This window comes from Halorientalis salina (assembly GCF_005049285.1).
GTDB classification, from domain to species: Archaea; Halobacteriota; Halobacteria; order Halobacteriales; family Haloarculaceae; genus Halorientalis; species Halorientalis salina.
The window spans coordinates 76450-97889 of record NZ_SOSC01000009.1 but is presented as its reverse complement, the minus strand read 5'-3'; the positions used below and the strand labels follow the sequence as shown (position 1 = coordinate 97889).

Annotated in this window: 21 protein-coding genes; 9 read left to right on the top strand and 12 right to left on the bottom strand. The window is 66.3% G+C overall.

What is annotated here, in order from left to right:
* Positions 1-103: 103 nt before the first annotated feature.
* Positions 104-766 (bottom strand): RNA ligase partner protein, encoded by a 663-nt coding sequence (locus tag E2481_RS14885; protein WP_136717949.1) that lies wholly within the window; start codon positions 764-766, stop codon positions 104-106.
* Positions 767-865: 99 nt separating this feature from the next.
* Here E2481_RS14885 and E2481_RS14880 point away from each other — a divergent pair, with 99 nt between their 5' ends.
* From E2481_RS14880 to E2481_RS14865, 4 genes are all read left to right on the top strand, one after another.
* On the top strand, positions 866-2293 hold the full coding sequence (locus tag E2481_RS14880; RefSeq protein ID WP_136717948.1) for an APC family permease: 1428 nt from the start codon (positions 866-868) through the stop codon (positions 2291-2293).
* Complete coding sequence (locus tag E2481_RS14875) at positions 2293-3018, top strand: universal stress protein (protein ID WP_136717947.1); 726 nt, start codon at positions 2293-2295, stop codon at positions 3016-3018. Before E2481_RS14880 ends, E2481_RS14875 begins: the two co-directional genes overlap by 1 nt.
* A gap of 64 nt (positions 3019-3082) precedes the next feature.
* Positions 3083-4204, top strand: a complete 1122-nt coding sequence (locus E2481_RS14870; protein ID WP_136717946.1) for an RNA ligase — start codon at positions 3083-3085, stop codon at positions 4202-4204.
* 57 nt (positions 4205-4261) lie between these two features.
* The gene (locus E2481_RS14865) at positions 4262-4717 is read left to right on the top strand and encodes a ferritin-like domain-containing protein (protein ID WP_136717945.1); all 456 of its coding nucleotides are present in this window, start codon (positions 4262-4264) and stop codon (positions 4715-4717) included.
* Between the two features lie 23 nt (positions 4718-4740).
* Here the strand turns inward: E2481_RS14865 and E2481_RS14860 are convergent, their stop codons facing one another.
* On the bottom strand, positions 4741-4992 hold the full coding sequence (locus tag E2481_RS14860; RefSeq protein WP_136717944.1) for a hypothetical protein: 252 nt from the start codon (positions 4990-4992) through the stop codon (positions 4741-4743).
* A 125-nt stretch (positions 4993-5117) separates the two neighbouring features.
* On the opposite strand from E2481_RS14860, the gene gatB reads away from it, so the two are divergent.
* On the top strand, positions 5118-6632 hold the full coding sequence (gatB, locus tag E2481_RS14855) for an Asp-tRNA(Asn)/Glu-tRNA(Gln) amidotransferase subunit GatB (protein ID WP_136717943.1): 1515 nt from the start codon (positions 5118-5120) through the stop codon (positions 6630-6632).
* A gap of 77 nt (positions 6633-6709) precedes the next feature.
* Here the strand turns inward: gatB and E2481_RS14850 are convergent, their stop codons facing one another.
* A complete protein-coding gene (locus tag E2481_RS14850) occupies positions 6710-7087 on the bottom strand; it encodes a hypothetical protein (protein WP_136717942.1) in 378 nt (125 codons plus the stop codon).
* A 146-nt stretch (positions 7088-7233) separates the two neighbouring features.
* Here E2481_RS14850 and E2481_RS14845 point away from each other — a divergent pair, with 146 nt between their 5' ends.
* A complete protein-coding gene (locus E2481_RS14845) occupies positions 7234-9723 on the top strand; it encodes a DNA topoisomerase I (RefSeq protein ID WP_136717941.1) in 2490 nt (829 codons plus the stop codon).
* 133 nt (positions 9724-9856) lie between these two features.
* Positions 9857-10561 carry a phosphoglycerol geranylgeranyltransferase gene (locus E2481_RS14840; protein ID WP_136717940.1) on the top strand — a complete coding sequence of 235 codons (705 nt, stop codon included), beginning with the start codon at positions 9857-9859 and terminating at the stop codon, positions 10559-10561.
* Between the two features lie 24 nt (positions 10562-10585).
* On the opposite strand, the gene E2481_RS14835 is transcribed toward E2481_RS14840, so the two are convergent.
* The 6 genes from E2481_RS14835 to E2481_RS14810 all read right to left on the bottom strand — a co-directional run bounded on the left by E2481_RS14835 (position 10586) and on the right by E2481_RS14810 (position 16969).
* A complete protein-coding gene (locus E2481_RS14835) occupies positions 10586-12799 on the bottom strand; it encodes an amino acid permease (protein WP_136717939.1) in 2214 nt (737 codons plus the stop codon).
* 34 nt (positions 12800-12833) lie between these two features.
* Positions 12834-13238, bottom strand: coding sequence for a hypothetical protein (locus tag E2481_RS14830; protein ID WP_136717938.1), 405 nt, complete (start codon positions 13236-13238; stop codon positions 12834-12836).
* Between the two features lie 209 nt (positions 13239-13447).
* Entirely contained in the window at positions 13448-13939 is a 492-nt protein-coding gene (locus E2481_RS14825; RefSeq protein ID WP_136717937.1) for an Lrp/AsnC family transcriptional regulator, read from the bottom strand.
* A 60-nt stretch (positions 13940-13999) separates the two neighbouring features.
* Complete coding sequence (locus E2481_RS14820; protein ID WP_136717936.1) at positions 14000-15442, bottom strand: NAD(P)(+) transhydrogenase (Re/Si-specific) subunit beta; 1443 nt, start codon at positions 15440-15442, stop codon at positions 14000-14002.
* A 3-nt stretch (positions 15443-15445) separates the two neighbouring features.
* A complete protein-coding gene (locus tag E2481_RS14815) occupies positions 15446-15724 on the bottom strand; it encodes an NAD(P) transhydrogenase subunit alpha (RefSeq protein ID WP_136717935.1) in 279 nt (92 codons plus the stop codon).
* 15 nt (positions 15725-15739) lie between these two features.
* On the bottom strand, positions 15740-16969 hold the full coding sequence (locus E2481_RS14810; protein ID WP_250137842.1) for a Re/Si-specific NAD(P)(+) transhydrogenase subunit alpha: 1230 nt from the start codon (positions 16967-16969) through the stop codon (positions 15740-15742).
* Between the two features lie 241 nt (positions 16970-17210).
* Here E2481_RS14810 and aspS point away from each other — a divergent pair, with 241 nt between their 5' ends.
* Entirely contained in the window at positions 17211-18515 is a 1305-nt protein-coding gene (aspS, locus tag E2481_RS14805; protein ID WP_136717934.1) for an aspartate--tRNA(Asn) ligase, read from the top strand.
* 307 nt (positions 18516-18822) lie between these two features.
* Here the strand turns inward: aspS and E2481_RS14800 are convergent, their stop codons facing one another.
* Both E2481_RS14800 and E2481_RS14795 read right to left on the bottom strand, forming a co-directional pair.
* Positions 18823-19350, bottom strand: a complete 528-nt coding sequence (locus E2481_RS14800) for a hypothetical protein (protein WP_136717933.1) — start codon at positions 19348-19350, stop codon at positions 18823-18825.
* Positions 19347-19649 (bottom strand): UPF0175 family protein, encoded by a 303-nt coding sequence (locus E2481_RS14795; RefSeq protein ID WP_136717932.1) that lies wholly within the window; start codon positions 19647-19649, stop codon positions 19347-19349. Before E2481_RS14795 ends, E2481_RS14800 begins: the two co-directional genes overlap by 4 nt.
* Positions 19650-19767: 118 nt before the next feature.
* Between E2481_RS14795 and E2481_RS14790 the strand changes: the two genes are divergently transcribed.
* Positions 19768-20046: a hypothetical protein gene (locus tag E2481_RS14790; RefSeq protein ID WP_136717931.1), complete on the top strand. Its 279-nt coding sequence runs from the start codon at positions 19768-19770 to the stop codon at positions 20044-20046.
* A 28-nt stretch (positions 20047-20074) separates the two neighbouring features.
* On the opposite strand, the gene E2481_RS14785 is transcribed toward E2481_RS14790, so the two are convergent.
* The gene (locus E2481_RS14785) at positions 20075-21376 is read right to left on the bottom strand and encodes an acyl-CoA thioester hydrolase/BAAT C-terminal domain-containing protein (protein ID WP_136717930.1); all 1302 of its coding nucleotides are present in this window, start codon (positions 21374-21376) and stop codon (positions 20075-20077) included.
* Positions 21377-21440 lie beyond the last annotated feature (64 nt).

Here is a 21440-nt window from a genome sequence, read left to right as displayed (position 1 = left end):
TGGCCAGAACGTGACAGTGCCGGAGTTTTCGGCCGTCGGCTCTCGTGCCGCGGTCCGACTACGCGATTCCATCCGCCGACGCCGCTCGGTCCGATATCGCGTTTCACCACCCCTCGCGGTCCGACGCCGCGAGATACTCCTCTAGCAGCGTCGGGAAGTCCCGCCCTTTCAGGTAGCGCAGGCCGAAGTCCTCGGCCCAGTTGATGATGCCCTGGTCTTCGGTGACGACGCCGGCGTCGAGTTCTCGCGCGAGGATGAGCAAGTCGAAGTCCTCGCGGGAGTCCAGCACGCCCTGGCGGAGCGTCTTGCGGTACTCGTCGCGCAGGTCCGAGATGACGGCGTCGACCTCGCTCATGTACTCGTGTTCCTCCACCTCCTTGGCGCGGGGCTCCTCGGCTTTCCGGACGGCTTTCTCAGAGACGCGGAGGCCGCGGTCGACGCGGTCGGACATCTCGTCGATGAACTCGTAGACGATTTCGGCGGGAATCATCACCTCGAAGCGCGCGGGGTTTTTCTTGATGACCCAGGTGTTCAGCTTCGAGTACACCTCGTCGTCGACGTCCCGGTTGTCGAGCATCAGGCGCAACTCGTCGTAGATCGAGGGCGGCATGTAACAGGAGATGTTCAGCCCGAGTTTCGCCTCGGCGACGAGGTCCAACAGCCGGTTCGCGGCCTCGTCGAGTCCCTCGTCCCCGCGTCGGATCTCGTCCGTGAGGACCGCTGAGGTGTCGATAACGAACCGCTGTTTGAGCGGATGGTCGGACATGTGGGGTGATACGGACGCAAGCAGTGAAATAGGTACAGCCCGCTCACCGCGTCGAGTCGTCCCACATTACTTTGGGCTGCCCGGTATCACCGTTTTACAATGGCTTCTGGCCACCCGGACGCTGAGGGGACGAATCGAGAGGGTGAGCGCCCGGAACCGACCGGTGGAACCGTCGAAGCGGAGGCGACTGTCGACGAAACCTCCGGCGTCGAACTCGAACGGACGCTCTCGCTGTCGGGTGCGCTCTCGATCGGTATCGGGACGATGATCGGCGCAGGCATCTTCGTGTTTCCCGGACTCGCGGCGGGGCGGGCCGGGCCGGCCGCGGCGCTCTCCTTTGCTATCGGGGCCGTCGTGGCGCTGCTCGTCGCGTTGCCCGCCTCGGAACTGGCGACGGCGATGCCCCGGAGCGGTGGCGGCTACTACTTCATCTCCCGCGGTCTCGGGAGCCTCGCGGGCACCGTCGTCGGTATCAGCCTCTGGCTCGGGCTGGTCTTTGCCTCGGCGTTCTACCTCGTCGGCTTCGGGAGCTACGCCGCGGGGGTGATGGCGGAACTGGGCCTGTCCCTGGGGTTCGACCCGGTGATCGCGTTCGGCGTGGTGTTCGGCGTCTTCCTGACCGCGCTGTCGATGACCGGGACCGAGAACGCCGCGAAACTCCAGAACGGCGTCGTCGGCCTCCTGCTCGTCATCCTGACGGTGTTTCTTTCCTACGGGGGTCTCGACGCGGTTGGCGTGTTCGGCGGCCAGCGGGCCGCCGAATCGTTTGCACCCTTCGGGACGATGCCGGTGTTCACGACCGCTGCGCTGGTGTTCACCTCCTACCTGGGGTTCGCGCAGGTCGCGACCGTCGCGGGCGAGATCAAACAGCCGGGGCGGAACCTGCCCCTTGCCATGGTCGGGTCGGTGGTGATCGTCGGGGTGCTCTACGTCGTGACCATCTTCGTCGCCACGAGCGCGTTCACCAGCGATCAGCTGTCCGGGTTCGGCGAGACGGCGATGGTCGAGGTGGCCCGCTCGCTGATCGGCCCGGTCGGCGCGGTGGCGATCCTCGTCGCCGGCCTGCTCGCGACCGTCTCCTCGGCGAACGCCTCGATCCTCAGTTCCTCTCGGGCGCTGTTCGCCATCTCCCGGGACGCCCTCTTTCCCAAGCGAGCCGGCGTCGTCAACCTCCGGTACGGCACGCCCCACGTCGCGCTCCTGCTCGCGGGCGTCCCGGTCGTCGTGCTGGTCGCCAGCGGGGCCGTCGAGGTGCTCGCGGAGGTGGCCTCCTTTCTCCACCTGGTCATGTACGGGCTGATCTGCGTGGCGCTGATCGCGCTCCGCCGGGACGAACCTGACTGGTACGATCCCTCGTTTCGGGTGCCGGGATACCCGGTCGTCCCGATCCTCGGTGCGGCCGCCAGTTTCGCGCTCATCGGGTTCATGCAGTTCCTCTCGCAGGTGGTCGGAGTGGCCCTGATGGTCGCCGCGGCTGGCTGGTACTATTATTACGCCCGTGACGTAACGCTCAAGGGAGAACTCTGATGCTTCGCGCACTCGTTCCCGTGGAAGTTCTGGAAGGAGAAACGGTGCCGCAGGGTGTCGTCGACCTGCTCGGCGGCGCGGACGTGGTCGTCCTCGGCTATCACGTCATCCCCGAACAGACGACGCCGGAACAGGCCCGGCTGTCCTTCGAGGAGCGGGCGACCGCGAAACTCGACGAGATCGCGGCGGCGTTCGCGGACGCGGGCGGTGCCGTCGACACCCGCCTCGTCTTCACCCACGACGAGGCCCAGACGTTCGACCGGGTCGCCGACGAGGACGGGTTCGACATCGTCGTCCACCTCAATCCCGCGATGACCGACGACGACCTCCTCGTCGCCCTCCACGGATCCGTCGCGGCCGAACGTATCGGTTCGGTCGTCGGCACTCTCGTCGGCGACAGCGAGACGAACGTCCACCTGCTGGAAGTCGCCGGCCCGGACGCTGACACGCTGAACCTGCTCGACCGGGCCGAGAGCGCGCTGCTCGACACCGGGATCGACCCCGGCCGTCTCACCACCGACCGCGTCGAAACCGAGACGCCGATCCGGACGATCTCGGAGGCGGCCCAGGACGTGGACGCCGTCGTCATGGGCGAACGCGCGCCGAACTGGCAGGAACTCGTGTTCGGCGACTTCGAGGAGCGCGTCGCCGAGGCGTCGCTGGGGGCCGTCCTGGTCGTTCGCCCCGAGGCCGCCGTCGAGGACGAGGCGGACGACGACGCCTGAAACCGGTCCCGCCCACCGGGAACCGGGTCGTGCTTTCTTGTCCAGTCGGGTCCTATCTTCTGGTATGCAGTACCACGACCGCCTCGGGCTCTCTGAAGCCCGGTTCGCGGAACTCCGCGAGCACTTCGAGACCCGAACCTACCGCGGGCGGGAGTACGAGTACCTCCCGGACTACCGGAGCGACCTCAACCGCGGCGTCGTCCTCATCGGGGACGACATCGTCGACGGGTTCCCGAAGGTCCCGCGCACGCTCGTCATCGAGGAGGGCGTTCCCCGCCACTTCGAGGGCGAGATAGCTATCGAGGAGAAACTCGACGGGTTCAACGTCCGGGTCGCGCGCGTCGGCGACGACCCCGCCGCCGAACCGCTGGGATTCACCCGAAGCGGCATCGTCTGCCCCTTTACGACGTACAAGGCCCGGGAGCTACTCCCCGTCGAGTCGTTCTTCGCGGACCACCCGGACATGATGCTCTGCGGAGAGATGGTCGGCCCGGAGAACCCCTACACGTCACACGACTACTCCGGGGTCGACTCGCTGGCCTTTCGCGTCTTCGACGTCCGCGACCGCGAGACCGGCGACTCGGTGCCCGTGCCGGACCGGCGCGACCTCTGTGCGTCGTACGACATCCCGCAGGTCCCGTTCCACGGAATTCACACGCCCGAGGAGGTCGTCGCGGAACTGCCCGGGCTGATAGGTGATCTGGACGACGCCGGCGGCGAGGGCGTCGTGATGAAGTCACTGGACGTGCGCCAGCAGCTCAAGTACACCACGTCGGCGGCCAACCAGGACGACCTCGCCTTTGCTTTCTCGCTGCCCTTCGACTACGGCCAGTCGTTCATGTTCCGCCGGCTCATCCGCGAGGCGTTCCAGTCCGTCGAGTTCGCCGAGGACGACGGCGAGCGCCGCGACCGCGCTCACGACCTCGGGGAGTCCATCCTGCTGCCGATGACCGAGGCCATCGGGCGGATCGATGACGGCGAGACGGTCGGCGAGCCACACACCGCCCGCGCGCCACCGGGGGTCATCGACGACCTAGTAGCACATTTCGAGGACCTCGGGCTGACGATTCGCATCGAGGCGGATCGGACCGAGGACGGCGAGCGCGTCGTCGAGTTCCTGAAGGAGACCCGCTCGACCAACGACAAGATACGGTCGTATCTGGACGGGCACATCGTCCGCGAGTAGCCCTCGAAGACCGCCGCTGCCGGAACATCCATCAGCGAGCCGGTCCAAGCGTCGACGATGTCATCCGACCGCGTAATCGAGTTGCTCGAGAAAGCCTACGTCGACGAGATGGAGACGGTCATGAACTACCAGACGAACGCGATCGTGCTCGACGGCGTCCGCGCCGAAGAGATCAAGGACAGCCTCCAGCAGGACATCCAGGAGGAACTGACCCACGCCGAGCAACTCGGCCAGCGCCTCAAACAACTGGACGCCCGGCCGCCGGGTTCGGCGGAGTTCACCGCACGCCAGGACTCCTTGCAGCCGCCCGAGGACTCGACGAACGTCATCTCGGTGATCCGCGGCGTCCTCGACGCCGAGGAAGACGCCATCGAGACGTATCGGGAGCTCATCGACGCCGCCGAGGACGCCGGCGACCCCGTGACCGAGGACCTCGCCGTCACCATCCTGGCCGACGAGGAAGCCCACCGCACCGAGTTCCGCGGGTTCGAGAAGGAGTACCAGGACGAGTGACCGGTCGGGCCGACCCCGACTGATCAGTCGTCGTTGCTCGACTCGTCCTCGCGCTCGAACAGCAGGCCGGCGACGCCGGTGGCGATCATGCCGATCCCGACGGCGCGGGTGCTGTCGACGTACCAGGATTTCGGTTCGACGGCGTCGACGTTCTCGAAGGGAACGCCCCACAGCTTGAGGTTCGTCTCGATGCTCCGTTTCGGGGCCAGCGCGGCGGCGAGTCCCTGCACGAGGAGCCACCCGTAGCTGGCGCGACGTAGTCTATCGGTGAACACGACCGCGCTACGGCGCGGAGACGTATCAATGCAGGGGCACAGGGGCGACTGCGAGTGATCGTCGACGTGGCTCATCCGCACGCCGGGTCGTTAGCCTTTAGCCGGCGGCCCGCAAACTGCGGGTAATGACTGCACAGGCTGCCCAAACGGGTGATCTCGTCGCCGTCATCGGACTGGAGGTCCACGTCCAGCTCGAAACGGCGACGAAGATCTTCTGTGGCTGTTCGACCGAGGGGGCCGACGAGCCCAACACCCACACCTGCCCGGTCTGTCTCGGCCTGCCGGGCGCGCTCCCCGTCGTCAACGAGGGGGCCGTCGAAGCCGCCGTAAAGATCGGGAAAGCGATCGACGCCGACATCCCGGAGGAGACGACGTTCCACCGGAAGAACTACTACTACCCTGACCTGCCCAAGAACTTCCAGATCACGCAGTACGACGCGCCGATCTGCCAGGACGGGGGGTTGGAGTTCGCCGTCGAGGGCGACCGCCACCAGGTGACCATCCGTCGCGCCCACTTAGAAGAGGACCCCGGGAGCATCCGCCACGTCCGCGAGGGGCCCGAGGACGTCGAGACGCGGACCTGCTCCATCGAGCGGGCCGACTACACGCTCGTTGACTACAACCGCGCGGGCACGCCGCTGATGGAGATCGTCACGGAACCGGACTTCCGCGACCCCTCGGAGGTGCGGGCCTTCCTCGAAAAACTCGAAGAAGTTCTCGAATACCTGGGCGTCTTCGACCCGACCCGGGACGGCTCGCTCCGGATCGACGCCAACCTCTCGATGGTCGACGCCGCCGACGTGGCCGAGGACGGCTCCATTCCAGAAGCGGTCCTCGAAGACGCCAACCGCACGGAGGTCAAGAACATCTCCAGCCACAAGGGCGCGGAGAAAGCCCTGGCCTTCGAGAAGTCCCGCCAGAAGAAACTCGTCGAATCGGGGCGCGCCGTCGAACAGGAGACGCGCCACTTCAACGAGACCCACGGCAACACCGTCTCGATGCGCTCGAAGGAAGAGGAGAAAGACTACCGGTACTTCCGGGAGGCGGACCTGCCGCCGCTGCAGGTTTCGGACTGGAAGGAGACGATCCCCATCCCGGAACTCCCCGACGCTCGCCGCGAGCGCTTCCGCGAGGAGTACGGCCTGAGCGAGGAGGCGGCCTCGAAACTCACCTCCACGAAGCAGGTCGCCGACTTCTTCGAGGACGTGGCCGGCGAGTACGACCCGGACCTGGCGGCCACATGGGTCGCGGACAACCTGCTCGGCGAACTGAACTACCGCGACATGGCGATCACCGAGATCGCGGACCGGCTCGACGAGGTCACGCGGCTGGTCGAACTGGTCGCCACCGACGAGATCACGGCCAAGAACGGCCACGAGACCGTGCTCCGGGGGATGCTCGACGACGGACAGGACCCCGATACGATCGTCGACGACGAGGGGCTGGGCAAGACTGACGAGGACGAGGTGGCCACGGCGGTCACCGAGGCCATCGAGGAGAACCCCGACGCCGTCGAGGACTACTACGACGGCGAGGGCGGGGCGATCAACTTCCTGGTCGGCCAGGTGATGCAGAAAACGGGGGGCAGTGCGGACCCCGGTGACGTGAACGGCCTGTTGCGGGAAGAACTGGACGAGTAGCTTCGCGACCGAGCGGAGCGAGGTCGCGCTTTTTGGTCGTGGATAGAGCTGTTGCGTGCGGAAATCGCCGAGTAGAACTACGCGTCGTCGACGAGTTCGCGGCACTCGTCGATGAACGACCCGAGGCTGGAGCCGACGGCCGGTTCGACGCTGACGATGACCGTCTTCCCGGGTTGATACGGGAACTGGAGGACGAACGCGTGCTCGTGGTAGTGGACGACGGCCCGTCGCTCGCCGATGGGGAGCGTCTCGACTGCCGGCTGGTCGACCTCCGTCGTCGCGCGGAAGGCCGTGAGCGCCTGTTCGTACTCGTCTGGCGCGTACTGTTCCGAGAGGTCGTCGCGGAGGTAGACGACCTCCCAGTCGTCGGGCGTGAGGACGGCCGTCGTCCGGAGTTCGTCACCGACCTGGTCGAGCACGTGGTCGGTGACGCGGCGGGCGGTGTCTCGGACCATTTACCGCGTCAATCGCGTCCGGGTCCCTTGGTTCTACTGCTGGGCCTCGCGCGCGCCCGCGAATCTGTATTGACGACGAAACCTTTAGAAACTGGGTCCGCCTACCAGTTCCCAATGAGTACCCGCGTCCCGGGAGGTGGGCCGTCGTGGAACTGATCGTCACCGAGAAGGACAACGCCGCGCGGCGCATCGCCGAGATTCTGAGCGAGGGCAGCGCCGAGGCCGAACGCCGCAACGGCGTCAACGTCTATCGGTGGGGCGACAAACGCGTCGTCGGCCTCTCTGGCCACGTCGTCGGGGTCGATTTCCCCCCGGAGTACAACGACTGGCGGGACGTGCAACCGGTCGAACTGATCGACGCCGACATCACGAAATCGCCCACGAAGGAAAACATCGTTCAGACGCTGCGAGAACTCTCCCGGCGGGCCGACGAGGCGGTCATCGCGACCGACTACGACCGCGAGGGGGAACTCATCGGGAAGGAGGCCTACGAGATCATCGACGACGAGACGGACGTCCCGATCAAGCGCGTTCGGTTCTCCTCGATCACGGACCGGGAGGTCAGGGACGCCTTCGCCAACCCCGACGACCTGGACTTCGACCTCGCGGCGGCGGGGGAGGCCCGGCAGATCATCGACCTCATCTGGGGCGCGGCGCTGACGCGATTCCTCTCGCTGTCGGCCCGCCAGCTCGGCGAGGACTTCATCTCGGTCGGCCGGGTGCAGTCGCCGACGCTGAAACTCATCGTCGACCGCGAGCGCGAGATCGAGGCGTTCGACCCCGAGGACTACTGGGAACTGTTCGCCGATCTCCTGAAAGATGGCCAGGGCTTCGAGGCCCAGTACTTCTACGACGACGACGGCAGTGAAGCCGAACGGGTCTGGGACGAGGACGCGGCCGACGAGGCCCACGAACGGCTCCTGGAGGCGTCAGCGGCGACCGTTACGGAGGTCCGCCGTCGGACCCGAACGGACAACCCGCCGGACCCGTTCAACACGACGGCCTTCATCAGCGCCGCCGGGTCGCTGGGCTACTCGGCCCAGCGGGCGATGTCCATCGCCGAGGAACTGTACACCGCCGGCTACATGACCTATCCCCGGACGGACAACACGGTGTATCCCGAGGACCTGGACCCGGAGGAACTGCTCGACGCGTTCACCGGCAGTGCGTTCGACGAGGACGCCCAGTCGCTGCTCGAACAGGACGAGATCGAACCAACGGAAGGCGACGAGGAGACGACCGACCACCCGCCGATTCACCCGACGGGCGAACTCCCGAACCGGAGCGAACTCGACGACGACGAGTGGGAGATCTACGAACTCGTCGTCCGCCGCTTTTTCGCGACAGTGGCCGAACCCGCGATCTGGGAACACCTGCGCGTCGTCGCCGACGCCAACGGCTGCCAGATGAAGGCCAACGGCAAGCGCCTGGTCGAAGCCGGGTATCACGCCGTCTATCCCTACTCCAGCGCCAGCGAGAACCACGTCCCCGACGTCGAGGAGGGCGAGGAACTGGGCATCGAGGACGTGGAACTCGAAGCCAAGCAGACCCAGCCGCCCCGGCGCTACGGCCAGTCCCGGCTCATCGAGAAGATGGAATCTCTCGGACTTGGAACAAAAGCAACTAGACATAACACTATAGAGAAACTTTATGACCGGGGGTACATCGAGCAGGACCCGCCCCGTCCCACCACGCTCGCCAAGGCCGTCGTCGAGGCCGCCGAGGAGTTCGCTGATCTGGTCGTCAGCGAGGAGATGACCGCCGAACTCGAAGCCGACATGGCCGCCATCGCGAACGGCGAGGCGACGCTTGCCGACGTGACCGACGAGTCCCGCGAGATGCTGGAGAAAGTGTTCGACGCGCTCCACGAGTCTCGCGAGGAGGTCGGCGACCACCTCCAGCAGTCGCTGAAAGCCGACCGGACGCTCGGCCCCTGTCCGGAGTGTGGCGAAGACCTCCTGATTCGGAAGAGCCGCCACGGTTCGCACTTCGTCGGCTGCGACGGGTTCCCGGACTGTCGGTACACCCTGCCGCTGCCGAGCAAGGGCGAACCGACGGTCATCGACGAACAATGCGAGGAGCACGACCTCAAACACGTCAAACTCCTGGCGGGGCGGGACACCTTCACGCACGGGTGTCCGCAGTGCAAGGCCGACGAGGCCGACGAGAGCGAGGACGAAGTGATCGGGACGTGTCCGGACTGTGGGCAAGACGAGGGCGGCGAACTCGCCATCAAGCACCTCCGCAGCGGCTCGCGCCTGGTCGGCTGTACGCGCTACCCAGACTGTGAGTACTCGCTGCCGCTCCCGCGGCGGGGCGACATCGACATCGAGGACGAGCACTGTGAGGAGCACGACCTGCCGGAACTGACCGTCCACAACGGCGACGAGCCGTGGGAACTGGGTTGTCCCATCTGCAACTACGAGGAGTACCGGGAGCGCCAGTCGGTCGACGACCTGGTCGACCTGGACGGCCTGGGCGAGCGGACGGCCGAGAAACTGGCCGACGTGTCGGTCGAGGACCTGGGGGACCTCCAGCGGGTCGACGCCGACGAGGTGGCGACGGACCTCCAGGGCGTCAGCGCCGACCAGATCCGCGAGTGGCAGGCCCAGCTCGGGGCCGAAGCCGCGGACTGAGACGGACTGCTGTACCTGTGTATCGGTACGACCGCACGACTGCGTGCGGTCGATCCGGAAACGACGTACAGTAGTCCGTCTGTTGGCCGTGTCGTTTCCGAAGTGTTTTCACGGTCGGTAGAAATTCCCGCGTATGAGCGGCCCCTGGACCGAGTGGGACCACCTCCTGAAGGTGGACCCGGACAAGACGCTGGTCGACGGCGAAACCTTCGAGGACGTCTGTCAGACCGGGACGGACGCGATCGCGGTGGGCGGGACGACCGGCATGACCGAGGAGAAGATGGCGACCGTCGTCGAGGCCTGTGGCAAGTACGACGTCTCTCTCTACATCGAGCCGAGCCACTCGAACGCCGTCGTCCACGACGACGCGCTCGACGGCTATCTCATCCCGATCGTGTTCAACGCCGGCGACATCTCCTGGGTCACGGGTGCCCACAAGGAGTGGGCGCGCCTGGACGACGACATCGACTGGTCGCGCACCTTCACCGAGGGGTACATCGTCCTGAACCCGGACTCGTCGGTCGCGGAGTACACCCAGGCCGACTGCGACTTGGACGCCGACGAGGTCGCGGCCTACGCCGAGGTCGCAGAACAGATGTTCGGCCAGGACATCGTCTACATCGAGTACTCGGGGACGCTGGGCGACCCCGAGAAGGTCGCGGCCGCACACGACGAACTCGACGACGCGACGCTGTTCTACGGCGGCGGCATCCACGACTACGACTCGGCCTATCAGATGGCGAGCGACTCGGACGTGATCGTCGTCGGCGACCTCGTCCACGACGAGGGGGTCGACGCCGTCCGCGAGACGGTCGAAGGTGCGAACGACGCCCGGTAGTCGACGCGGGCGCGACGGCCGCGGTCAGAACACGAGCCGCTCGACGGTGCGACGGAGGATGCCGGGTCGCTTCGAACCGGCGGGCTTGATCTGGATCGCCGTGCAGTCGACGGTGTCGACGATCCAGTCGGCCGGGCGACCGAACAGGTTCCCGCGAATGCGGCCGCCGTCGGTCCCGATGATCAACACGTCCGCGGGGTCGGTCGCCGAGACGAAGTCACTGGTGGGGTCGTCGGTCTCGACGACAGACCGGTAGACGGGTACCGAACAGAGGTCCTCTAACTCGGCGAGGTACTCGTCGATCGTCTCGCGCTGGGCCTCGGTCGCGCCCCCGTCGACCGGGTAGAGGAGATCGATGCGTGACCCGGTTTCGCTCGCCAGCGCGTTGGCCACGGCGATCTTCTGGGGGTCGAACGGGCCGCGGTCGGTCACGACCGTGATCGAGTGGATGTCCGACAGGTCCCGCTCCTCGATGAACAACACGTCACAGGGAGCGTTCCGGGCGATCCACTCGATTCGCGTCCCGAAGATCGACGCGTACTGCGGCGCACCCTCGCGTTCGAGCAGGAGGAAGTCGGCGTCCTCGTCCTCGGCGAAGTTGACGATCGCTCGCTTGCTGTCGTGGCTGACGATCTCCCCGTAGTGCACGGGAACCTCGAACTCCGCCGTGAGGTCGGCGGTGCGGCGCTCGAAGGCCTCGTCGGCCGCGGATTGGTTCGCCGACGCCTGTTCGAGCGGAGCCTGGTCGGGCACCTCGTCGAACTGGACGACCGTGACACTCCCGTCGTTCCGGCGGGCGACGTCGGCGGCGATCCGGAGGAGCGAGCGCTCGCGGTCCTCGCTGGTGTCCTCGTTGATCGCGACCAGCACTTCGTACCCCTCGATCTCCTCGAAGGTCGACTTCGTGCGCTCGATGGCCTGCTGGCCGATGGCGCGCCGGACCACGTCCGTCGCGGCCCCCTCTCGATCCACGTTCTCGCGGGCGTAGTAGTAGTACCACAGCATCGACCCGATGGTGATGACGACTGCTCCGACGAGGGGAACGGTTCCCATGAACCCGATGAGCAGGAACCCGCCGAGAATGCCGGCGATCTGCGTCCAGGGGTACAGCGGCGACTCGAAACTGGGGTCGTACTCGCCGACGTCGCCCTGGCGGAACGCGATGACTGCGCCGTTGACCAGGGCGAAGACGATGATCTGGAAGGCGCTGGCCAGTTTCGCGATCTCCGCGATGGGGACGAACGCGATGAGGAGCAACATCACGCCGCCGGTGAGCGTGATGGCTTTCGAGGGTGTGCCCCAGTCGTCGTGGATCTCCGTCAGCGACGGCGGCGCGAGTTTGTCCCGGGCCATCGCGAAGGGGTACCGCGACGAGGAGAGGATGCCCGCGTTGGCGGTGCTGATCAGCGCGAGGACGGCCGCCAGGATGACTGCGATGACGCCCGGGAACGCGAGCGTCGCCTCGGCGGCGTTGATCATCGGCACGTTCGAGTCGCTGAGGACGTCCGGCGGGGTCACCCCGACCATCACCACGACGATGAGGACGTACAGTAGCGTCGTGAACACGAGCGAGACGAGGATGCCGAGCGGGATGTTCCGGTCGGGGTTCTCGATCTCCTCGGCGATGCTCGCGACCTTCGTCACGCCCGCATAGGAGACGAACACGAGTCCGGTCGCGCCGAGCAACCCGCCGGCCCCCTTCTCGAAGAAGCCGCCGTAGTAGGTGCTCTCGGGTGCCGACGGGAGCCCGCTGACGACGAACCACACCATCGCCGCGAGCATCACGGCGACGATGCCGATCTGGAGTCGCCCGGTCTGTTTCGCGCCGACGAGGTTGACGCCGACCAGCAGGACGGCGAGACCGATGGCGATCGGCTTCACCGGGAGATCGAACAGGTACAGCAGATAGGGGACGCCGCCGATGAGCGCCAGCGCGCCCTTGAAGGCGAGCGAGAACCACGTCCCGACGCCCGCGATCGTTCCCAGTAACGGCCCCATCCCGCGCTCGATGTAGATGTACGTCCCGCCGGCTTCGGGCATCGCCGTCGCCATCTCGGCTTTCGAAAGCGCGGCCGGCAAGACGAGAACGCCGGCGACCAGGTACGCCAGGATGACTGCGGGGCCCGCCGTCTTCAGTGCGATGCCCGGCAGGATGAAGATGCCGCTGCCGACCATGGCACCGACGCTGATTGCGATTACCGCTGGCAGTCCGAGGTCTCGTTCGAGTTCTTTTGGCATTGTTTGTGTCGAAAGTCGCGCGACGTCGGTAGGCTCAGTCGTCCGTTCGCAGATGCGGGAGTTGCTCCTGGACGGCATCGAGGAGCCAGGTCCGGGTGTCGAGGAGCTCGATGTCGGTCGCGTCGAACGCCTCGAGATACGTCGGCTCCGAGACGACCGCGACTACGTCGTCGATCCCACAACTCGACCTGAGGAGGTTTGCGGCCAGCAACGCCGTCCGCTCCGGTTCGAGGACGACGATAGCCGTGTCCGACCCCTCCGCGACGGGACAGAGGCTGCCGGCATCAGTCACGTCTACGCAGTGGGCGTCGAGCCCGCTCGCCGTCGCCTGTCGGACGACGACGTCGTCGCTGCTGGCGAACGTCACTGTTGCGGATTCGTCAAGCCCGGTTGCGAGGTTCTTCGCGACCGCGTTCCCGATGACGACGACGGACGGCATAGAACCGGTGTTTTTGGCTCTTCTCTGCCGGTCTTTGTGTATATTCATTGTTTCGTGTTTCGCGGTGGAGCCGTGACAGATCGTGTGGGGGCTCGCGCTCGAAAGCCGGTCCAGTTTCCGATTCAGCTGCTAGTCGCTGCTGTATCGGGATAAATCAACTGATTATTTATCGAATCCGCAAAATAGCAACTCAAATATGATTGATTCCGCTATGGGATTTCGTCGTCGTCCGGGGAGAACCCCTCGTAGGCGTGGACGTACTCGTTGCGGATGAGGTCCTCGTCTACGACTTCCAGGCCGAGGGCGTCGAGCTCGCGGCCGATACGACTCAGATCGTCGCCGTCGCCCCCGACGACCTCGACGTGGACGTTCTCGCTGCCGGTCATCACCTCCCGGATCGCGACGACACCCTCTATTTCGAGCGCCTCCCTGCAGAGCTCCTCGCGTTCGGGTATCTCGGCGTTACAGACGATGAGCGTGTGTAACTGGAACCCGGTCCGCTCGTAATCCACGTCGAGGTGGTAGCCCTTGATGACGTCGGCCTCCTCCAGTCGGTTGATGCGGTTGCGGACTGTGCTGGGCGAGACGCCTTTCTCCTCGGCGATGGTGCTCGCGGAGGTGTTGCGCGCGTCGTGCTGGAGTCGGTAGATAATGTGGCGGTCCAGGTCGTCGAGTTCGACGGTGTCCTCGCGGTCGCTCATAGGGAGCGAACTGCCCATCCGGTAAAAAGTGTGTCGTCGGACCAGTCGCGAACGCCGTTTTCAGTGGTTCTCCTTGTAGTTGTTCACCAGTTCCTGCATCGACGCCTTGGCGTCGCCAAAGAGCATGCTCGTGTTGTCCTTGGCAAAGAGCGGGTTGGGAATCCCGGAGAATCCCGGACTCAGGCTGCGCTTGTTGACGATCACCTGCCGCGCGTCGGCGACTTCTAGGACCGGCATCCCGGCGATGGGACTGGAGTCGTCCTCGTTGGCCTTGGGGTTGACCACGTCGTTCGCGCCGGTGACGATGACCACGTCGGTCTGGGAGAAGGTCGGGTTGACCTCCTCCAGCTCGCGCATCTTGTCGTACGGCACGTCGGCCTCTGCGAGCAGGGCGTTCATGTGGCCCGGCATCCGGCCGGCCACGGGGTGGATGCCGAACTCCACGTCGACGTCGTTCTCGTCCAACAGTTCGACCAGTTCGGCCACCGCGTGTTGCGCCTGTGCGACGGCCATCCCGTACCCGGGCACGACGACGACCCGCTGGGCCGTGTCGAGCAGCATTTCGACCTCCTCGGCGGAGGTCTCCTGGATCTGTCCCTCGTAGATGTCCTCCATGTCCTCGCCGCCGTCCCCGTCACTGCCGAAGCCGCCGAAGAGGACGTTCGTCAGCGAGCGGTTCATCGACTCACACATGATGACGGTGAGGATGAGACCGGACGCGCCGACGAGCGTCCCGGCGATGATGAGGACGGTGTTGTTCAGCACGAAGCCGGTCGTCGCGGCCGCCAGCCCCGAGTAGGAGTTCAACAGCGCGATGACGACGGGCATGTCCGCGCCACCGATAGAGATGACGAGGAAGATTCCCAGGAGCGAGGCGGCCCCGACGAGGGCCCAGTACGACGGGACCCAGGACGCCAGCGGTGCGGTGCCGAAGACGTCCGGTCGGACGACCAGGAACGCTCCCGCGGCCACGGCGGCGGCGAGGAACACGGCCTTGAGCGCGTGGCCGACGTTGGTACTGAACGGGCCGTCACCGACCAGACCGTGGAGTTTCCCGGCCGCGACCAGACTGCCCCAGAAGGTGACTGCGCCGATGATCCCGGCGATCGAGGCCGACGCCGTCAGGCCGATCGAGAGCGAGCCACCGGACCCGAGCACGTCGATCAACTCAGCGCCGGCGACCAGGGCCGACGCCCCGCCACCGAACCCGTTGAACAGCCCGACGAGCTGTGGCATCTCCGTCGTTTCGACCGAGACGGCCAGTCCGGCACCGACCAGCCCACCGACGAGCAGGCCGGCACCGAGGATCACCGGCGACAGGATATCGAACCACAGGACGGTCACGAGGACCGCGAGCAACATCCCGCCGGAGGAAATGGTGTTTCCTCGCGTGGCCGTTCGCGGGTGGGTCATGTCGCGGAGCCCCTGGATGAACATGACGCCCGCGACGAGATACGTGAGATTCAGCACCGCGTCAGGGAATCCGGCGAGAATAGCGGCCATGGGTTACCGACCTCCCCTGAACTGATCGAGCATGAAGTGGCTCACCATGTAGCCGCCGACGACGTTGATCGTCGCCATGACGACCGCGAGGAACCCCAGGACCGTCGCGAGCGTCGTCGAACCGGACCCGGCGACCACGACCGAACCCAGGAGCGTGATCCCGGAGATCGCGTTGGCCCCCGACATCAGCGGCGTGTGGAGGTTCGTCGGGATCTTCGTGATGATCTCGTAGCCGACAAAGGCAGAGAGGACGAACAGCGTCAGATTCTCGACGAACGTCACGCGAGAACACCTCCCTCAGTCGTCATCGGCTTCCTCCTCGGGGGCATCGGCCTCCCCATCGTCCCCGGCCGATTCATCGTCGTCTGTGCCTCCGCCGTCGTCGCGGTGTGGGTTTCGTACCTGTCCATCGTGCGTGAGCAGCGTCGAATCGATGATTTCGTCCTCGAAGTCGACGTCGAGTTCGCCCTCGTCGTCCGTCAGGTTCTCGAGGAAGTTCGCCAGGTTGTTGGCGTACTGCTGGCTCGCGGTGTGACTGACCCGCGAGGGAAGGTTGGTCGGGCCGTGGACCGTGACGCCGTCGACTTCGACGGTCTCGCCGGCCTCCGTGGGTTCACAGTTCCCGCCGGTCTCGGCCGCGAGGTCGACGATGACCGACCCCGCGTCCATCTCCTCGATCATCTCGGTGGTGACGATCTCCGGTGCGGGCCGGCCGGGAATGGCAGCTGTGGTGATCACCACGTCGGATTCCGGGACGACCCGCTGCATCTGGCGGCGTTGCTCCGCGTAGAACTCCTCGCCCATCTCCACGGCGTACCCTTCCTCGTCGCCGGAGCCTTCCGTCTCCAGTTCGAGTTCGACGAAGTCGGCACCGAGGCTCTCGACCTCCCGTTTGACCTCCAGGCGCACGTCGTGCCCGCGCGTGCTGGCACCCAGTCGCTCGGACGTCGCGATGGCCTTCAGGCCAGCGACGCCGGCCCCGATGACGAACACCTCCGCCGGCCGGATAGTACCCGCCGCGGTCATCTCCATCGGGAACATCTTGGGGAGTTCTTTTGCGGCCAGCAGGCAGGCCTGGTAGCCGCCGAGGCTGGCCTGGGAGGACAGCGCGTCCATGCTCTGTGCGCGGCTGATCCGCGGCATGAGTTCCAGCGAGAACGCGCTGACCTGCCGGTCCGCGAGCTCCGCGAGCGTGTCCTCGTCGATGCTGTAGGGGCCGAGTAACCCGACGACGACCTGCCCATCGTCGTAGGGGTCTGTCGGCTGGCCCTCGTTTGCGCCCAGCGCCTGGACCTGAAAGACGACGTCAGCGCGCTCGAACACCGACTCGCGGTCGTCGAGGACCGCACAGCCCGCGTCCCGATACTCCTCGTCGGACCAGTGTGCGCCCTCACCGGCACCTGACGCGACCAGGACCTCGTGGCCCGCATCGACGAGTTCCTCGGCGACCGGTGGCACGAGCGCGACGCGACCCTCGTCCGCGGCCGTCTCCGTCGGGACGCCGACGATCACGAGACGCCCCTCCACCGAATTGACACGTTATCGGCCGATTCCGGTGTCTTCAGTCTCCCTCGACGGTGTCCGTGTTCAGTCCCCGCCGCCCGTGGTACTTGCTGACTTGTTACCATACTGTGTGCGTGGTTGCTTCGTTCTGCTGTCGATGCCATAATATTTCGGCCGATTACATCGGGCATTTATAACGCATCGTGGGGGCCAGGGGCCGTGCCGAACAACTGTGCTTAAGTCCCGTGCATCAATATCTGGCTCCATGGACGACCGCACTTACACGGCGGACGCCGAGCCGGGTGACGACGTCACAGTCGCCGGCTGGGTCCACGAGATCCGAGACCTCGGGGGGATCGCCTTCATCATCGTTCGAGACACGACCGGCAAGATCCAGGTCAAATTCGAGAAAGACGAGATGGACGACGACCTCGTCGAGACCGGCCTGGACGTACACCGCGAGAGCGTCGTCGCCGTGACCGGCGCAGTCGAGGAAGAAGAGCGCGCCCCGACGGGCGTCGAAATCGTCCCCGAATCGGTCGAGGTCGTCGCCGAGGCCGACCCGGAACTCCCGCTGGACCCCTCCGGGAAGGTCGACGCCGAACTCCCGACCCGGCTGGACAACCGGACGCTCGACCTCCGGAAAGACGAGGTCAAGGCCATCTTCGAGATCCGTGCCGAGGCCCTGCGCGCGGTCCGCGAGCAGTTCCGCGACCTGGGCTCGACCGAGATCAACACGCCGAAGATCGTCGCCACGGGGACCGAGGGCGGGACCGAGCTGTTCCCGATCACGTACTTCGGCCAGGAAGCGTTCATGAACCAGAGCCCGCAGCTGTTCAAACAGCTGATGGTCGGCTCCGGCCTCGAACGGGTCTTCGAGATCGGCCCGATCTTCCGCGCCGAGGAGCACAACACGCCCCGGCACCTGAACGAGGCGACCTCGATCGACTTCGAGTCGGCCTTCTACGACCACACCGAGGCAATGGACGCCTGTGAGGCCGTTGTGCAGGCCGCCTACGAGGGCGTCGCCGAGAACTGCCAGGAACAGCTCGAAGCGCTGGACCTGGCCGACGAGTTCGAGGCTCCCGAGGGCGACTTCCCGCGCATCAGCTACGAGGACGCACTCGACCGCATCAACGCGACGGGCGAACTCGACGAGCCGCTGGTCTGGGGCGACGACCTCTCGACGGAGGCCGAACACGCGCTCGGCCAGGACGTCGGCGAGCACTACTTCATCACGGACTGGCCCAGCGAGATCAAGCCGTTCTACATCAAGGACCACGACGACGACGCCGAGGTCTCGACGGGCTTCGACATGATGCACCCGTCGATGGAACTCGTCTCCGGTGGGCAGCGTGAACACCGCTACGACCGGCTCGTCGAGGGCTTCGAACAGCAGGGCCTCGACCCCGAGGCCTTCGAGTACTACACCAAGATGTTCAAGTACGGGATGCCGCCCCACGCCGGCTGGGGCCTCGGTGGCGAGCGCCTCATCATGACGATGCTCGGTCTGGGCAACATCCGTGAGGCCGTGCTGTTCCCGCGAGATCGCCAGCGACTCTCTCCCTAGAGTCGCTCTATCGAGCGGGAGCAGGGAAGGGAGCGAAGCGGACTGACCGTGTTCCCGCGAGATCGCCAGAGATTGAGTCCGTAGGACGAGATCTCTGGGAGCCCACGAGACGAGTGGAACGAGTCTCGTCAGACCGACAGCGACTCTCTCCCTAGAGTCGCTCTGTCGAGCGGGAGCAAGTCAGACAAGCGAAGCGAGTCTGACCCAGTCGCCGGCGCTTCGCGCCGGCTTCGAGCGGCTCCTTCGGAGCCGCACTGTTCCCGCGGGATCTCAGCGTCTGAGTCCCTGACGACCGAACGTCGGTTTTCTACTCCGTCGCGCCGACGGCCTGTTCGCGCAACTCGCCGGTGAGGTGCAGGCCGTGGCTGTCGATGCGGCGGACGATGCGTTTCGCCTGCGTCGTCGAGAGGTACTTGTCGTCGGCAGCGGCGCGAACGACCACGCCGAACGCGCCCGTTACCGTCGCACCGAACCCCTCGGCGACGGTCCGGAGCCGGCGGTCCTCGGAGACCACGCCGACTGCCGGGTCGTCATTGGCCTCGTCGTCACCGTCCGTCGCGTCGAGGACGCCTTCGATGACGCGCACGTCGCTCGTCGGCTCCTCGGCACCCAGAACTGACCTCGCCTGCTCGGTCCAGTCGGTCTCGACCGGGCCGGTCACGACCGGTTTCTCGTCGACGAACCGGTCGAGGTTCGTCCGGGGCGGCTCGGTCGTCACCTCCGCCGCGACCGCGTCGGGGACGACGATTTCGCCGTCGAAGGCATCGAGCAGTTCGAGTTCGCCGACCTGTCCGAGCGCGACGAGCGCCGTCGCGTCGACGTAGATGCGCGTCATAACTCCTGGGCGTCGTCGGCGTCCCTGCGGAGGTCCGCGGCCGTCAACTGCGTCGTGAGGTTGCGCTCGCGGGCCACGTCCAGCCACTCGGCCACCGAGAGGCCGGCCAGACGGGCGGCCTCGTTGACGGCGACGTCACCCTGCTGGTAGCGCCCGACGGCTTCCCGGACGCGGAGTTCCCGTAACCCCTCTTCGAGGGCCTTCCGAATCGTCGTGCTCCGGTCCTCGTCCAGCAGGTCCGCGACTGCTTCCAACTCCTCGTGGTCCGCCTCGGAGAGGCGTGCGCTGATCGTCGGCATGAGTACTGTTTGCGAGGTGTTACCGTGCAAACATTGAATCTATCGGCTCTTTCGAGTTGCCACGTGATACCAGCTGTTCATCTATAGCTAAGCCGATACCGGTCGTACATCGTCTGGTATGACAGAATCAGTGCCGTCAGAGTCGAGTGCGTTCGGGGGCGACGAGTGGGTCGACATTCGGATGACCGACCCGGAAGCCGGCGAGTGGGAGGTCGATACGGTCGTCCTCGACGGGCGGGTACAGTACGTCGACCTCAGGGTTCGCCCGGAGCTACTGGACTCGTTCGTCGACTGCCTCGTCGACGACGTCGGCGACGAGCGGGCACGGGAAATCCTCGAAACCGTCGCCGAACGACGGGGGTTCGACGAACTCGCGCCTGCGAAACCGGACGAGTAGCGTCTGCGGACGCCGGGCCGGCCGTCTGTCACTCCGGGACGAGGCCTGCACTGAGCGTATCGATCGTGGCCTCCCAGGCGCGGGCGTCGGCACGGGCGTACCCTGCTGGCGTCCCGCCCATGTCCAGTTTCAGCGACCGGCCGGGGAGCCGCATCGACCGTCTCGCGCGCTCGGTCGTCGGATGGTACGGGACCTTGATATCGTGCCCGGCGGCCGGGAGGTGAAGATGGGTGTCGCTGTGAGGGTACTCGCGAGCGTCCAGTCGCGCCAGCGCTCGCGTGGCGAGCGGGCCGGCCGGCCAGACGCGGTCGTCGTCGCCGGTGACCAGCAGGATCGGACCGTCCGTTTCTTCGACTGGAATCGTCGCCGCGGTGACGCGCTCCGGCGGTGTCCGCGCAAGGCCGCGCTCGAACAGCGGCCGAACCGAAACCGGACGACCCCCGAGCCAGCGGAGCGCCGTCCGCGTCCTGAACCCGGGTGGTCGGTCGATCGGGACGTACGGAACGTCCCCGCCGTTCTCGGTCCAGGCACTGCCTGGGTCTTCGAGCAGGCTGTTGCCCTGGAAGGCAACTGTGCTCGGAACGTACGCGACGACGGTCCGCACGCGCTCACACCGGGAACCCGTCAGGAGCGCGAGTTCCCCGCCCCGGGACCACCCGACGACACCCAGTGGGTGGCTCCGGACCCGGTCGTCGGTGGCCAGCCACTCGACGGCCCGATCGACGTACTCCAGCGGGACGCCGACGAGATTCCGGGGTAAGTCCTCGACGCCGAAGTACGCCAGCGCGAGGACGGCGAACCCCCGAGACGCGAGCAACGACGCGGCCCGCCGCGATGGGAAGCCGCCGCTCGACCCACCCAGCAGCAGGACGCCCGGGTGCGGGCCGTCCCCCGGTGGTTCGTACAGGTCGGCGACGAGCGACGGGTTGTCGACTGACTCGACAGTGACCCCGCCATCGGCGAACCGGCGCTCGACCGTGGCCGTCGCGACGGTATTACCGTCGAGGGCAGCCACTATCGAGACGTTACCGTCGGTCTTCGTGTGGGGAGTGGGTGCTGGTCGGTCGCCGACCCGACGCGCGGACCAGACCAGCCCCATCGCGTCGGCCCGCTCGTAGGTGCCGGCGACTGGGGACTGTTCGTCGAGGTCCGCGCGGCCCGCATCGTCGGTTTCGACGACCGCCCGGGATTCCCAGAGACGCCCGTCCAGGGGCATCCGTGCCCGGACGGTGACGCGTCGGTTCGGCGGGAAGTCGGTCAGGCGGACAGCGAACCGCTCGTCGAGGCGGATCGTGGCCGGGTCCGCGACGACACTGGGCGACGGAGTCATTGCTCGGGCGGTCGCCCGCGAGTGGAATAAGTGTCACTGGCGATCGGGGGGAACTCCACAATTT

Excerpts from the sequence above, each read along its gene's own strand:
- E2481_RS14835 (WP_136717939.1), bottom strand. The coding sequence starts at position 12,799 with ATGCCAAAAGAACTCGAACGAGACCTCGGACTGCCAGCGGTAATCGCA.
- E2481_RS14785 (WP_136717930.1), bottom strand. The coding sequence starts at position 21,376 with ATGACTCCGTCGCCCAGTGTCGTCGCGGACCCGGCCACGATCCGCCTC.
- E2481_RS14825 (WP_136717937.1), bottom strand. The coding sequence starts at position 13,939 with ATGAGCGACCGCGAGGACACCGTCGAACTCGACGACCTGGACCGCCAC.
- E2481_RS14850 (WP_136717942.1), bottom strand. The coding sequence starts at position 7,087 with ATGGTCCGAGACACCGCCCGCCGCGTCACCGACCACGTGCTCGACCAG.
- E2481_RS14795 (WP_136717932.1), bottom strand. The coding sequence starts at position 19,649 with ATGCCGACGATCAGCGCACGCCTCTCCGAGGCGGACCACGAGGAGTTG.
- E2481_RS14790 (WP_136717931.1), top strand. The coding sequence starts at position 19,768 with ATGACAGAATCAGTGCCGTCAGAGTCGAGTGCGTTCGGGGGCGACGAG.
- E2481_RS14820 (WP_136717936.1), bottom strand. The coding sequence starts at position 15,442 with ATGGCCGCTATTCTCGCCGGATTCCCTGACGCGGTGCTGAATCTCACG.
- E2481_RS14870 (WP_136717946.1), top strand. The coding sequence starts at position 3,083 with ATGCAGTACCACGACCGCCTCGGGCTCTCTGAAGCCCGGTTCGCGGAA.
- aspS (WP_136717934.1), top strand. The coding sequence starts at position 17,211 with ATGGACGACCGCACTTACACGGCGGACGCCGAGCCGGGTGACGACGTC.
- gatB (WP_136717943.1), top strand. The coding sequence starts at position 5,118 with ATGACTGCACAGGCTGCCCAAACGGGTGATCTCGTCGCCGTCATCGGA.
- E2481_RS14880 (WP_136717948.1), top strand. The coding sequence starts at position 866 with ATGGCTTCTGGCCACCCGGACGCTGAGGGGACGAATCGAGAGGGTGAG.
- E2481_RS14885 (WP_136717949.1), bottom strand. The coding sequence starts at position 766 with ATGTCCGACCATCCGCTCAAACAGCGGTTCGTTATCGACACCTCAGCG.
- E2481_RS14875 (WP_136717947.1), top strand. The coding sequence starts at position 2,293 with ATGCTTCGCGCACTCGTTCCCGTGGAAGTTCTGGAAGGAGAAACGGTG.
- E2481_RS14840 (WP_136717940.1), top strand. The coding sequence starts at position 9,857 with ATGAGCGGCCCCTGGACCGAGTGGGACCACCTCCTGAAGGTGGACCCG.
- E2481_RS14800 (WP_136717933.1), bottom strand. The coding sequence starts at position 19,350 with ATGACGCGCATCTACGTCGACGCGACGGCGCTCGTCGCGCTCGGACAG.
- E2481_RS14865 (WP_136717945.1), top strand. The coding sequence starts at position 4,262 with ATGTCATCCGACCGCGTAATCGAGTTGCTCGAGAAAGCCTACGTCGAC.
- E2481_RS14830 (WP_136717938.1), bottom strand. The coding sequence starts at position 13,238 with ATGCCGTCCGTCGTCGTCATCGGGAACGCGGTCGCGAAGAACCTCGCA.